The 12,612-nt window shown below is 55.4% G+C and carries 11 protein-coding genes and 1 tRNA gene; 9 read left to right on the forward strand and 3 right to left on the reverse strand.

Going from position 1 to position 12,612, the window contains the following annotated elements; translation table 11 throughout:
- Nucleotides 1-137 precede the first annotated feature (137 nt).
- From P2W74_RS07070 to P2W74_RS07105, 7 genes are all read left to right on the forward strand, one after another.
- Nucleotides 138-1,799: a fatty acid--CoA ligase gene (locus P2W74_RS07070; RefSeq protein WP_276294463.1), complete on the forward strand. Its 1,662-nt coding sequence runs from the start codon at nucleotides 138-140 to the stop codon at nucleotides 1,797-1,799.
- A gap of 495 nt (nucleotides 1,800-2,294) precedes the next feature.
- The gene (locus P2W74_RS07080; RefSeq protein WP_276294464.1) at nucleotides 2,295-3,284 is read left to right on the forward strand and encodes a quinone oxidoreductase family protein; all 990 of its coding nucleotides are present in this window, start codon (nucleotides 2,295-2,297) and stop codon (nucleotides 3,282-3,284) included.
- A 1-nt stretch (nucleotide 3,285) separates the two neighbouring features.
- Nucleotides 3,286-4,134: a TauD/TfdA dioxygenase family protein gene (locus P2W74_RS07085; protein ID WP_276294465.1), complete on the forward strand. Its 849-nt coding sequence runs from the start codon at nucleotides 3,286-3,288 to the stop codon at nucleotides 4,132-4,134.
- Nucleotides 4,135-4,211: 77 nt separating this feature from the next.
- Nucleotides 4,212-5,264, forward strand: coding sequence for a beta-keto acid cleavage family enzyme (locus P2W74_RS07090; protein ID WP_276294466.1), 1,053 nt, complete (start codon nucleotides 4,212-4,214; stop codon nucleotides 5,262-5,264).
- 109 nt (nucleotides 5,265-5,373) lie between these two features.
- Nucleotides 5,374-6,711, forward strand: coding sequence for an MFS transporter (locus P2W74_RS07095; RefSeq protein ID WP_276294467.1), 1,338 nt, complete (start codon nucleotides 5,374-5,376; stop codon nucleotides 6,709-6,711).
- A gap of 28 nt (nucleotides 6,712-6,739) precedes the next feature.
- Complete coding sequence (locus P2W74_RS07100; protein ID WP_276294468.1) at nucleotides 6,740-7,057, forward strand: Rieske (2Fe-2S) protein; 318 nt, start codon at nucleotides 6,740-6,742, stop codon at nucleotides 7,055-7,057.
- A gap of 185 nt (nucleotides 7,058-7,242) precedes the next feature.
- Complete coding sequence (locus P2W74_RS07105) at nucleotides 7,243-8,256, forward strand: hypothetical protein (protein ID WP_276294469.1); 1,014 nt, start codon at nucleotides 7,243-7,245, stop codon at nucleotides 8,254-8,256.
- Between the two features lie 54 nt (nucleotides 8,257-8,310).
- On the opposite strand, the gene P2W74_RS07110 is transcribed toward P2W74_RS07105, so the two are convergent.
- Nucleotides 8,311-8,385: transfer RNA gene (locus tag P2W74_RS07110), tRNA-Arg, on the reverse strand.
- A gap of 75 nt (nucleotides 8,386-8,460) precedes the next feature.
- Nucleotides 8,461-9,402 (reverse strand): formate/nitrite transporter family protein, encoded by a 942-nt coding sequence (locus P2W74_RS07115; protein WP_276294470.1) that lies wholly within the window; start codon nucleotides 9,400-9,402, stop codon nucleotides 8,461-8,463.
- Between the two features lie 288 nt (nucleotides 9,403-9,690).
- Between P2W74_RS07115 and mlaA the strand changes: the two genes are divergently transcribed.
- Nucleotides 9,691-10,446: a phospholipid-binding lipoprotein MlaA gene (gene mlaA / locus P2W74_RS07120; protein WP_276294471.1), complete on the forward strand. Its 756-nt coding sequence runs from the start codon at nucleotides 9,691-9,693 to the stop codon at nucleotides 10,444-10,446.
- A gap of 62 nt (nucleotides 10,447-10,508) precedes the next feature.
- Here the strand turns inward: mlaA and fadL are convergent, their stop codons facing one another.
- Nucleotides 10,509-11,849, reverse strand: coding sequence for a long-chain fatty acid transporter FadL (gene fadL, locus P2W74_RS07125; RefSeq protein WP_276294472.1), 1,341 nt, complete (start codon nucleotides 11,847-11,849; stop codon nucleotides 10,509-10,511).
- A gap of 371 nt (nucleotides 11,850-12,220) precedes the next feature.
- On the opposite strand from fadL, the gene P2W74_RS07130 reads away from it, so the two are divergent.
- A complete protein-coding gene (locus P2W74_RS07130) occupies nucleotides 12,221-12,505 on the forward strand; it encodes a YfcZ/YiiS family protein (RefSeq protein WP_162383127.1) in 285 nt (94 codons plus the stop codon).
- Nucleotides 12,506-12,612 lie beyond the last annotated feature (107 nt).

Below are 12,612 nucleotides of genomic sequence, written 5' to 3' on the forward strand. Positions count from 1 at the left end.
CCATGTTCCGCGACTATCGATATTCAGGGAAGCGGGCTGGCCAGTGAGCCACCCGCTTCCTGTTTAGAGGGCAGAGGTTAACCTTCCTCTGTCATTGCAATTTTACCGAGCAAATAATGCGCCAGGGAGTCACCTGCATGGTGAAGACAAGAATCATACCGTCAGCGCAGGGAGCCCATGCTTATCCGTTGCTGATCAAGAGTCTGCTGCTGTCGGGCGGGCGTTATCACCCCGAGCGAGAAATCGTCTACGCCGACAAGCTGCGTTACGACTATCGCACCCTCAGGCAGCGTATCCACCGTCTGGCAAACATGCTGACCGCGGCCGGTGTTAAGCCCGGTGACACCGTCGCTCTGCTGGACTGGGACAGCCATCGCGCCCTTGAGTGCTTCTTCGCCGTGCCCATGATCGGGGCTGTGCTGCACACGGTCAACGTCCGCTTCTCGGCGGATCAACTTGCCTACACCATGAATCATGCCGAGGATCACCTGGTGCTGGTGCACGACGACTTCTTGCCGCTTCTCGAGTCGCTGGAAGAGACGCTGACCACGGTTCGGGGCTACATCCAGCTCAGTGACGACGGGGGGAAGGCGACCAGCCTGCCGGTGCTGGGGGAATATGAGACCCTGCTGGCTGCCGTGGGGGATCACTTCGACTTCCCCGACTTCGATGAAAACTCGATGGCCACCCTGTTCTACACCACGGGCACCACGGGCGACCCCAAGGGCGTCTACTTCAGCCATCGCCAACTGGTGCTGCACACCCTCAACGAACTGGGTACTCTGGCGGCTAACGAAGGGCAGTCGCTGCTGCGTTCGAACGATGTCTACATGCCGATCACCCCCATGTTCCACGTGCACGCCTGGGGCGCCCCTTATGTGGCGACGATGCTGGGGGTGAAACAGGTCTACCCCGGTCGTTACGAACCCAACAAGCTGGTGCGCCTCTATCGCGACGAGGGTGTGACCTTCTCGCACTGTGTGCCGACCATCTTGCAGATGATCCTCGAGTGCGGCGAAACCGCGCAGACCGACCTGTCGGGATGGAAGATGTTGCTGGGCGGCAGTGCGCTGTCTCTCGGTCTGGCGACGCAGGCACACCGCAAGGGCATACGTATCCACGCAGGCTATGGCATGTCGGAGACCTGCCCACTCCTCTGTCTGACCCACCTGAGCGATGCAGAGCTGGCCCTGCCCATGGATGAGCAACTGCCCCTGCGGATCCGCACTGGCCTGCCCGTCCCGCTGGTGGATCTGCGCATCGTCGATGGCGAAGGCCGGGAGGTGGTGCAGGATGGCGAGGCGCTGGGCGAGATAGTGGTACGAGCACCCTGGCTGACTCAGGGTTATCTGAAGGAACCCGAGAAAGGGGCTGAGCTATGGAGCGGCGGTTGGCTGCACACCGGCGACATGGCCTCTATCGATCCCCATGGGATAGTGGAGATCAAGGATCGCATCAAGGACGTGATCAAGACGGGCGGAGAGTGGGTAAGCTCGCTGACGCTGGAGAGCCTCATCAGCTCCCACGCGGCGGTCAGATCGGTGGCCGTTGTCGGGATCCCGGATGAGCAGTGGGGAGAACGCCCCCTGGCGCTGGTGGTTTGCAAGGAAGGGGAGTTTCTGGAGCCGCAGGCCATAGTGGCGCATCTGCAAGGGTTCGTCGACAGCGGACGCATCAATAAATGGGCTATCCCCCGGCAGATCCGGATAGTCGCGGATATTCCCAAAACCAGTGTCGGTAAGATCAACAAGCGGCTGATCCGGGAAATCGAAATCAGCAGCGGGGGCGAGGACAGCTGAGGGTTCTGTCGCATTAACAATAAAAGGTTAGCCATCTTTCGCTGCTTATATTTCAGGTCGTTAGCCGGTAAAAATGTTCAGCCGGGGACTCACCCTCCCCGTGCGGATGCTGATACTGCCCCTTACGCAACCTGTGTATCCATTCAATGCCGCCCTCGGCGAAGATCCTGTCGGCGGAGCACTCCAGTGACCAGTCAATACCGTTCACCACCAACGAACTTATGGCCCCGCTTTGTCTTTTTTTATCAAATTCAAACAGTTGTCTTTTAAAAAAACATTTTGGCGGCCGTCCCCGGAGCCGTGAAACCTGTCGCGAGGCGGTAAGACGAGGTCGGTTTTGGTGGTTTCCCTCCCGCTAACACAATGAATTCAGAGCGATAGTCACGAGATGAAAAGCGCCTGTCGCCGGATGAAAAGCGTACGTTTACGTCATCTCCTAGATTCAATTCAGTTCGAGGCATTTTGCTCACATCAAAGACGAGTTGGAGAACAGAGATGGCCAAAGCCGTACGCTTTTACGAGACTGGGGGACCGCAGGTTCTGCGCTACGAAGACGTCACGGTCGGAGAGCCAGGCCCGGGCGAGGTGCGTCTGCGCCAGGTCGCCGTCGGTCTGAACTATGCCGACACCTATTTCCGCAATGGTACCTACCCGATCCCGATGCCGAGTGGCATGGGTGTCGAGGCGGCTGGGGTGGTGGTGGCCATCGGCGCCGGGGTGACTAACGTGGCGGTGGGCGATCGTGTCACCTACACCGGTTTCCTCAATACCCTCGGCGCCTATGCGACTGAGCGACTGCTCCCGGCTGCCCCACTCATCAAGTTGCCCGACAACATCACCTTCGAGACGGCCGCCGCGATGACCATGCGCGGGCTGACCTCTGCCTATCTGATGCGCCGTATCTATGACTTCAAGCCCGGCGACACCATTTTGTTGCACGCCGCCGCAGGTGGCGTCGGCCTCATCGTCGCCCAGTGGGCCAAACTGCTCGGTCTGACCGTGATCGGCACCGTCTCCAGCGAGGCCAAGGCTGAGGTGGCCCGTGACCATGGCTGCGATTACACCATCAACTATAGCCATGAAGATGTGGCCCAGCGCGTACGTACCCTGACCGAGGGCGTCGGCGTCAACGTGGTATTCGACAGCGTCGGCAAGAGTACCTTCATGGGCTCGCTGGACTCGCTTAAGCGTCGTGGCCTGATGGTCTGCGTCGGCACCGCGTCCGGTCCCATCCCGCCGTTCGATCCTGTGTTGCTGGCGATGAAGGGGTCGCTCTGTCTGACCCGCCCGGCGCTGGCCGACTATATCGCCGATCCGGCCGAGAAGGCGGCGCTGGCCGCCGAGCTATTCGACCACGTCGGCAGCGGGCGGATCCGGATTGATATCAATCAAAAATATGCACTGCAGGATGCGGTGAAGGCCCACAGCGATCTCGAATCGCGCAAGACCACGGGCTCATCGATCTTCGTCATCCAGGGGGCGTGACATGCGTGTAGAACAACTGACCTACCATATCGGCGCTGAGCTGAGCGGTGTTCGTCTGGCCGACGCCATTCATGATGCTGGCTTGTTTAAGGAGATCCGTGCGCAACTGCTCAGACATCGAGTCCTGTTCCTGCGCCAGCAGGATATCAGCCGTGCCGAGCACGTCGCCTTTGCCCGATTGTTTGGTGAACTGGAGGATCATCCGGTGGCGGGCAGTGACCCGGACCATCCCGGTCTGGTACGTATCTACAAGACGCCAGAAGTGGCGAATGAGCGCTATGAAAATGCCTGGCACACCGATGCGACCTGGCGCGAAAAACCCCCGATGGGGTGTGTGTTGCGCTGCGTCGAGAGTCCGCCAGTGGGAGGGGATACGCTCTGGGCCAACATGGTGGTGGCCTGGCAGTACCTGCCGGAAGACGTGAAACAGAAGATCGCAGACTTGCGTGCCTACCATAGTCTGGAGGCCAGCTTCGGGGCGGCCACCCCCATCGAGAAACGGCTGGCGCTCAAGGCGCAGTTCCCGGACGCGGAGCACCCGGTGGTGCGTACCCATCCGGAGACGGATGAGAAGATCCTGTTCGTCAACGCCTTCACCACGCATTTCAGCAACTACCACACCCCGCAGCATGTTCGCTACGGGCAGGACTACACCATGGGCGGCAGCGATCTGCTGCGCTATCTGATAAGCCAGGCCTATCTTCCCGAATACCAGGTGCGCTGGCGCTGGCAGTCCGGCAGCATCGCCATCTGGGACAACCGCAGCACCCAGCACTACGCCGCCATGGACTACCCGCCCAGCCACCGCAAGATGGAGCGGGCTGGGATCATGGGCGACAAGCCCTTCTAGATTGCACCTCCACCTGGGCGACGTCGCCCGGGTGAATCAACGACTCATCAAAACCCTACTATGCCAGGAGAGAATAGATGCAATTTTTTGACGATTCCCTGCACCCGGAGAACATGGAAAAGGTCGTGATCACCGTGGCCCCTTACGGCCCAGAGTGGGCACCGCAAGATTTCCCGGAAGACATCCCGGTCACCATGGGGGAGCAGATCCAGAAGGCGGTGGATTGCTACGAAGCCGGTGCGACCGTGCTGCACCTGCATGTGCGTGAGTTGGACGGTACAGGCTCCAAGCGTTTGTCCAAGTTCAACGAGCTGATCGCCGGGGTGCGCAAAGCCGTGCCGGACATGATAATTCAGGTCGGCGGCTCTATTTCCTTCGCCCCGGAAAGTGATGGCGAGGCGGCCAAGTGGCTGTCAGACGACACCCGCCACATGCTGGCCGAACTGACGCCGAAGCCCGATCAGGTCACGGTCGCCATTAATACCACCCAGATGAACATTATGGAGCTGCTCTATCCGGAATACCTGGAAGGCACTTCCCTGGCCAACCCGGCCTTGCAGGCCGCTTACAGCGAGATGACGGTCCCGGCGGGGCCTGCCTGGGTGGCAGAGCACCTCAGACGCCTACAGGCCCATGGCATCCAGCCGCACTTCCAGTTGACCGGTATGCACGCCTTCGAGACCCTGGAGCGTCTCGTGCGCAAGGGTATCTACATGGGCCCGCTCAATCTGACCTGGATTGGCATCGGTGGCGGTTTCGATGGTCCCAATCCGTACAACTTCATGAACTTCGTCCAGCGCGCGCCTGATGGTTGCACCCTGACCGCCGAATCCCTGCTCAAGAACGTGCTGCCGTTCAACATGATGGCGATGGCCATGGGTCTGCACCCGCGCTGCGGCATCGAGGACACCATCATTGGCCAGCACGGTCAGCGCATGAGTTCGGTCGAGCAGATCCAGCAGTGCGTGCGGGTGGCGCACGAGCTGGGTCGCGAGGTGGCGAACGGCAAGGAAGCTCGCGCCATCTATCGTATCGGCGTCCAGTACGACAGTGTCGAACAGACTCTGCTGGCCAACGGTATGGCACCGAATCGCAAGGCGGGTGAGAAAGGCGTGCCGCAACGCGGCTAAACGAGATGTGCCGCCCCTCCACGCGGATGGGGCGACCTGACAAGTTCGGTTGGCAAAAAGGTTGCTGTCCTGAGCGCTATGCGGTGCGGGCAGATGAATGAGGGACTGTATGGCTACGTATCATATCAACAACGATGACGACGCGAGCAAGGTTACCGTTCCGCGTCGTTATGCCTGGGTCGTCTTTGCGCTAACCTTTGGGCTGCTGATCTCCGACTATATGTCGCGTCAGGTGCTCAACGCCGTCTTCCCACTGCTCAAGGGAGAATGGGCACTCACAGATACGCAACTTGGCCTGCTCAGTGGCATCGTGGCGCTGATGGTCGGGTTGCTGACTTTCCCGCTCTCCCTGCTGGCGGATCGCTTCGGCCGGGTGAAGAGCCTGACGCTGATGGCCATGCTGTGGAGCCTGGCGACCCTGGGCTGTGCAGTGGCCCAGAATTACGAAGAGATGTTCATCGCCCGCTTACTGGTTGGCGTGGGGGAGGCCGCTTATGGCAGCGTCGGTATCGCCGTGGTGGTTTCCGTCTTCCCGCGGAGTATGCGGGCCACCCTGTCAGCCGCCTTCATCTCCGGAGGCATGTTTGGCTCTGTACTGGGCATGGCTTTCGGGGGCGTGCTGGCCCATCTGATGGGCTGGCGCCTAGCCTTCGCTGGCATGGCGTTGTTTGGCCTGCTGCTGGCAGCGCTCTATCCCATTATCGTCAAGGAAACGCGCATTTCACCGGCGCGTGGCGTAGCGCGTCCTGCCCCCGAGGTCTACAGCAAGTCGTTGCGAACCCTCTATTCCAGTCGCTCCGTGATTTCGGCCTATGTTGGCAGCGGCTTGCAGCTGTTTGTCGGCGGGACCGTCATCGTCTGGATGCCGAGCTACCTCAATCGTTATTACGGTATGGGTACAGAAAAGGCGGGGAGCATCGCCGCTATCATCGTGCTGTGCAGCGGCGCTGGCATGATCCTCTGCGGCGTTCTGAGCGACAAACTGTGCCGGGATCGGCCGGATCGCAAGATAAGCCTGGCCATCTTTTACAGCCTCAGCAGTTGCGCTCTGCTATCACTGGCATTCGCCCTGCCGACCGGCATCCTCCAACTGGTCTTGATCTGCCTCGGTATGTTCATCGCCACCGGCACCTCGGGCCCGGCGGGCGCCATGGTCGCTAACCTGACTCGCGCCAGCGTGCATGGCACGGCCTTTGCCACCCTGACCCTGGCCAACAACCTACTCGGGCTGGCCCCTGGCCCCTTCGTCACAGGAAGGGTCTCCGACCTCATCGGCCTGGATAATGCCTTCCGGCTGGTGCCTCTGATCAGCATCGTGGTGGCGGCCGTCTTCTTCTATGCTAAGCGCCACTATCACAAAGACATGGCCAGGCTGGAAAGTGATCCACAGCCGTCTGTTGCTAGCGAACCTGCCGTCGGTACCCATAGCACGGAGGCCCGGACATGAACAAAATCGTGAAAGTAGAGATCTATTTATGAAAGAAAAACGCATCGCCGTTCCGGTCGGGCGCGTACCAGCCCCTGGTCAGCGTGTCTTGATCGAGGCGGAGGGGAAGAGCCTTGCGCTGTTCAACGTTGCCGGGCAGTTCCACGCCATCGATGACGGCTGTCCCCATCAGGGGGCGTCCCTGTGCGGCGGTCGGTTGGAAGGGGAGGTGATCCAGTGCGGTGCTCACGGTCTGCGTTTCAATCTACGTACCGGCTATCTGCTCAACTCGACTCAGCTCAAGGTCAGTTGCTACCCTGTCGAGCAAGTAGACGAACAGCTATTTATCGTCATTGAAGCTTTGTAAGCGTGTACTGACCACCGCTCTGAACCATCACGTAGCCGAGGTGGAACAGGAACAGCGGAATATCAAACGACGATCAAGACACATTTACTCAGTTTTTTTACCCTTCATGCGACACAATCGTTTATTCTGGTTTCTGTTTACAATCGTTCTCATTCGTCGTGAGATAACGCTTTACAGGTGGCTTAATGGGGTATATTTCAGAAAAATTTCAACGTGCATATCAACGAGAATACGAAAAAGAAGCTGAAAAAAATGCCTTGATATGGATGAGTACGAAGGACTATTTAACTGAATGCCTGGATATTCACGAGCAGCTCCACAAAGATTATTCACTTCAGGAGCAGGTGAGTTCATGGCTTTTTATGCTCAGAATGAAACGTATACCGGATTTACTGGGATACAAAACAGCGATATTGTCAAACAATATGGAGGTACTCCATTCAGCGTTGCTTCAGTCTGCCATGATTAAGCATGTGACGCTGGGGGGGGATTCAGGATGCGATCACTGCGCTAATATATGGATAACCCTGGATATTCTTGCTGTAGGCATGTTTACCCGTGTTCCACTTCTTTTGCCTGAAAGGCTTGGCATGAGTGACAATGGTCATCCTGTAACAATAGCGATAACTAATTTAGTCATGGCGTTATGGTACAAACGTACTGATTTTGAAGTTGATGCAAGGAAAAGAGCGGAAGCGGTACTTGCGTCTAAGCAAGCCACAATCGATCTTTTGACCATCCGTTATCTTATCGCACTCCTCGACGGTAATGTTGCAGAAGCAGGGAACCAACTCGATTTATATTGCCAAAATGTACCAAGGGTGAAGGAGTACGGGGTCACTAAGCTTAATAAAATGTTCTGGCCATATGCGCATGGGTTATACAACCTTGCTTTTGTTGTTTGGGGCAGTGAAAAGGCCAGCGCTATTGCAAAACCAGAGTCCGATTGTTTTATTAACGAACTGGCGGAATGGCAAATTCAACATAATTACCGCCATGGGCAATTGTTTTTTGAATACCCAATGCCAATTGATCTCGTTAATACAATTATCTCTTGCACCCCACCGGAATGTTCGCTGCATCAACCCTACCTGGATACCGATAAAAAATATAAAGAAAAGCGATATCTGCATGCAGAACATTTTGAACAACAGATGACGAAGATGGCTTTGGAGGCACTCTTGCAAAGAACGCCGTGACCCTGGCCCAAAATCAGTGCAGCGCTAAATCAGAAAGGAGATCATAAGGCGGGATGGTGTCCCCTGCAGGAATCGAACCTGCAACTAGCCCTTAGGAGGGGCTCGTTATATCCATTTAACTAAGGAGACGAAGCGGCACGAGTATAGCGTTTTTTATGCAGCGCGGTAAGTATAAGGCCGCCTGACTGCTCAAACCGTCGCCACTCAGGACTGTTTTTTCTGGTTTTTCTGCTGTTGCTCATTATCTTCGGCGCGTTGTCTGGCCTCTTCTTTACGTTTGGTGCTCATATCGTTGCGGATTTGCGCGTGACTCATCAGCGCAAAGATAAAAGTGCCGCCGCAGATGTTTCCGGCAAGTGTTGGGAGGGCGAAGGGCCAAAAAAAGTCGCTCCAGTGTAGTGTACCGTTAAAGACCAGATAGAGGATTTCAACCGATCCGACGACAATGTGGGTGGTGTCGCCCAGCGCGATGAGCCAGGTCATCAGGATGATCACCACGATTTTTGCAGCCCCGGCTGCGGGAAACATCCACACCATGGTGGCAATCAGCCATCCTGAAATGATCGCGTTGGCAAACATTTCTGACGGACTGTTTTTCATCACCGCCATACCGATACTGACAAACGCGTCCCGCGTTTCTTCATCAAATATTGGCATATATTCAAAGGCCCAGGCCGCGATGCCGGTGCCGAGAATATTGCCCAGCAGCACAATTCCCCAGAGTCGCATCAGCAAGCCGATATTACCCGGCGTTGGTTTATGCATGATGGGAAGGACAGCCGTTACCGTATTCTCTGTGAACAGTTGTTGGCGTGCCATGATGACAATGATAAAGCCAAAGGTATAACCGAGGTTCTCGAGTAAAAAACGGCCGGGGACATCGTCCAGCTGAACATGAAAAATCCCTTTTGCCAGTAAAGAGGCTCCCATGGAGAGACCGGCAGCAATTGCCGACCATAGCAGCGCCATGGCGTCGCGCTCCAGTTCCTTTTCGCCATCCTGACGGATGTGCTCATGTATGGCCATTGCCCGCGAGGGGAGGCGGTCTTCGTCCAGCTCAATTTTCTTGCCGCGCTGTTTCTCTTCGCTTTCTACTTCAAGTCCATCGCTGTTCCGATCGATTTTATCGCCGCTGAGCTTGTCCATCGGGTCACCCTGTTATGAGCACGTATAGCTAAAGCGTAGCGACTTTTTATTCACGCAAGAGATACATACTTTGAAATCGCAAAAATGGTAACGTTTGGTTTTTCGCCGTCAGTTAAAATAGAAGCATTACGAGCGTTGCGTTACCAGGCTATGATCAGATCAACGAGATTGGGTATATAGACATCGTTTGACGTGCTGTTACAATCGCTCACACCTAAACAGGCGGATACGGTTTCGTTCCGTCATGGATGGCAATCAGCGATAGCCATAATCAACAGGGAGACATTTATGAAGCTTCGCCTGTCGGCGCTTGCGCTGGGAACCACACTGCTGGTGGGGTGTGCGAGTTCCGGTACAGAACAGCAGGGGCGTTCCGACCCGTTTGAAGGGTTCAACCGCACCATGTACAACTTCAACTTCAATGTGTTGGATCCGTATGTCGTTCGGCCGGTCGCCGTCGCCTGGCGTGACTATGTTCCTCAACCTGCACGAAATGGTCTGAGCAACTTCACCGGCAACCTTGAAGAACCCGCGGTAATGGTGAACTACTTCCTGCAGGGCGATCCGTATCAGGGGATGGTGCATTTCACCCGATTCTTCCTGAACACCCTGTTGGGGATGGGCGGCTTTATTGATGTTGCGGGAATGGCGAATCCGAAACTACAGCGTGCTGAACCTCACCGTTTCGGCAGTACGTTAGGGCACTATGACGTGGGTTACGGGCCGTATATGCAGCTTCCGTTCTACGGTAGCTTCACGCTTCGTGACGACGGCGGTGATATGGCGGATACGCTCTATCCGGTCCTTTCCTGGCTCACCTGGCCGATGTCTATCGGTAAATGGACGGTTGAAGGGATTGAGAGCCGCGCACAGCTTCTCGATTCTGATGGCCTGCTGCGCCAGTCTTCCGACCCCTACATTATGGTGCGTGAAGCGTACTTCCAGCGCCATGATTTCATCGCCAATGGCGGGAAGCTTAAACCTCAGGAAAACCCGAACGCGCAGGCGATTCAGGACGACCTCAAAGATATTGATTCTGAGTGATGGCCTGAGGCCAATAAAAAAGGTGAGCCTGAAGCTCACCTTTTTTTATGTCCGGGACAAACTTAGAACGCGTAGTTAAAGTTGGTACCGAACAGCCAGGCCTTACCTTCAGATTCGAACTGGTATGGGCCTTCGTTGATCGTAACGCTTTGACCGTGCATGTAAGAGACGCCGACATCAATAGAGGCATCTTTATTGAAGGCATAAGTGGTACCTGCGCTCAGCCAGAAACGGTCCTGATCCGGAATAGAGATGGAACGTTTGTCGGCAGGCACTGGGCTATCATCGAACGCGATACCGGTGCGGAACGTCCAGTTATCATCGTAATAATAGGTGGTACCCAACGCGATACGGTAAGCATCTTTAAAGCCTTCATCTTTCTGGAACAGCGTGTCGCCACTGGTCGATGTCGCTTTCAGCTCCTGGAACTGACTCCAGCTGGTGTACGCCAGGCTATAGTGAATCGCCCATTGCGGCGCAACGCGGTTATAACCGGAGATTTCCCACATTTCAGGCAGGTTCAGCGTCAAATAACCTGACTGGGTTGCACCGCCGGTGGCGGTCGGGATGGGGAGACCAAAGCTATTGAGTCCACTGTTCAGATCGCTACTGTAGTTACCTTTGAAGTCGATTTTCACTTCAGAACGGTAGGTTAATGCGTAGCGGTTGTTTTTGTCGACTTCATAAAGGATACCGGCGTTCCAGCCAAAGCCCCACTGATTACCGTTCAGGTGAGCAATATTGGTGTCGCTTGGGATACCGTTTGCTGTCGCTGCTAATTGCTGGCCTTGCGGGGTTTGCCCGGCAGGAGACCGCATAATCTGACCGGCAACCAGTTGACCTAAGTCACCGGCGTAGCGATCAATTTTAGCGCGGGCATAGACGGCATCCAGACCGAGACCAAAGCTCCAGCTTTCATTTAAGCGATATGCGCCGCTTAAATTCAGGTTCATGGTTTCGAGGTCGGTCGTACCGCCAACAGAACCTGCGGTGTAAGTATCGTTAAACTCGGTGGCCAGACCGTAGTTAGAGGTAATAGATGCCCCGATACCAAACTGATCGTTGATTGGCGCAACGAAGTGGACGTTCGGTACCCAGGCGGTTGGCGCGATGTTATCTGCGTCCAGACTGCGACCTGAGGGTGAACGTCCGCTAATATTAACATCAGGATCGATGTACACCGCACCGGCTGAGAACATTGGGCGATCAAACATGGTGATTAACGCAGGGTTACGGCTGACGTTACCCGCGTCGTCTGCGATAGCACCTTCGCCCGAATAGGCCCGGCCAAGGCCAGAGGAAGAAAATTCGTTTAACTGAAAGCCTGCAGACCAGGCCTGTGTGGAGATGATTGCCACTGTGACTGCGAGAGCAGACTTTGTAAACAGGGTTTTCTGGCTCATGACCATAACCTCATTGATTTATTTTTATTCAAACAATGTTACATACCGTAACAGGAGCGCGAAGTGTAGGGTCTGAGGTACGACAGAGAAATCAGACCAGTGGCGTGAGTATAGGTCTGACCAGATGGAATGTTGCAAGTATGTTTATAAGTTTTTTCAATTGTGATCTTAGAAACGCGATCCAGCTGGCAAAACTGAGGGGATACGCACTCACCCGTTTAGGCGATTTTTGTTTTAGATCATTTTTAGGTGTGATTTCCCTCACTTATCCTATTTCACATCATTAACGACTGGAGAGGTGAATGGCGGGAGCGTAAAATGTCCCCAGCGTTTATCTGGCACCTAAGGTGCGAATACAGAGGAAATCTACAATGAGTAAATGCAGTGCTGATGAAACCCCGGTTTGCTGCTGTATGGATGTTGGTACCATTATGGACAACTCCGACTGCACCGCGTCGTACAGCCGAGTGTTCGCGAACCGCGCGCAGGCTGAAGAAACGCTGGCTGCGTTGACGGAGAAAGCGCGTAGCGTGGAATCCGAACCTTGCCAAATCACCTCCACTTTTACTGAAGAGTCTGAAGGTGTGCGTCTGGATATCGATTTTGTCTTCGCTTGTGAAGCTGAAACGCTGATCTTCCAGCTGGGCTTGCGTTAATCCCCACCTTTCAAACACCCTTGTCAAATACTGGCAGGGGTGTTTTCGTAACGCTATGTAACTATTCATTGTGCCATAGCTCGCACTTTCTTATGTCTCCCCTTGGC

Source organism: Citrobacter enshiensis (assembly GCF_029338175.1).
GTDB lineage: Bacteria > Pseudomonadota > Gammaproteobacteria > Enterobacterales > Enterobacteriaceae > Citrobacter_D > Citrobacter_D enshiensis.

What these genes read in the sequence shown, in the direction of transcription:
- P2W74_RS07115 (WP_276294470.1), bottom strand. Translation starts at nt 9,402, where the DNA reads ATGGACAAGCTCAGCGGCGATAAAATCGATCGGAACAGCGATGGACTT.
- P2W74_RS07085 (WP_276294465.1), top strand. Translation starts at nt 3,286, where the DNA reads ATGCGTGTAGAACAACTGACCTACCATATCGGCGCTGAGCTGAGCGGT.
- P2W74_RS07105 (WP_276294469.1), top strand. Translation starts at nt 7,243, where the DNA reads ATGGGGTATATTTCAGAAAAATTTCAACGTGCATATCAACGAGAATAC.
- P2W74_RS07070 (WP_276294463.1), top strand. Translation starts at nt 138, where the DNA reads ATGGTGAAGACAAGAATCATACCGTCAGCGCAGGGAGCCCATGCTTAT.
- P2W74_RS07080 (WP_276294464.1), top strand. Translation starts at nt 2,295, where the DNA reads ATGGCCAAAGCCGTACGCTTTTACGAGACTGGGGGACCGCAGGTTCTG.
- P2W74_RS07095 (WP_276294467.1), top strand. Translation starts at nt 5,374, where the DNA reads ATGGCTACGTATCATATCAACAACGATGACGACGCGAGCAAGGTTACC.
- P2W74_RS07130 (WP_162383127.1), top strand. Translation starts at nt 12,221, where the DNA reads ATGAGTAAATGCAGTGCTGATGAAACCCCGGTTTGCTGCTGTATGGAT.
- mlaA (WP_276294471.1), top strand. Translation starts at nt 9,691, where the DNA reads ATGAAGCTTCGCCTGTCGGCGCTTGCGCTGGGAACCACACTGCTGGTG.
- P2W74_RS07090 (WP_276294466.1), top strand. Translation starts at nt 4,212, where the DNA reads ATGCAATTTTTTGACGATTCCCTGCACCCGGAGAACATGGAAAAGGTC.
- P2W74_RS07100 (WP_276294468.1), top strand. Translation starts at nt 6,740, where the DNA reads ATGAAAGAAAAACGCATCGCCGTTCCGGTCGGGCGCGTACCAGCCCCT.
- fadL (WP_276294472.1), bottom strand. Translation starts at nt 11,849, where the DNA reads ATGAGCCAGAAAACCCTGTTTACAAAGTCTGCTCTCGCAGTCACAGTG.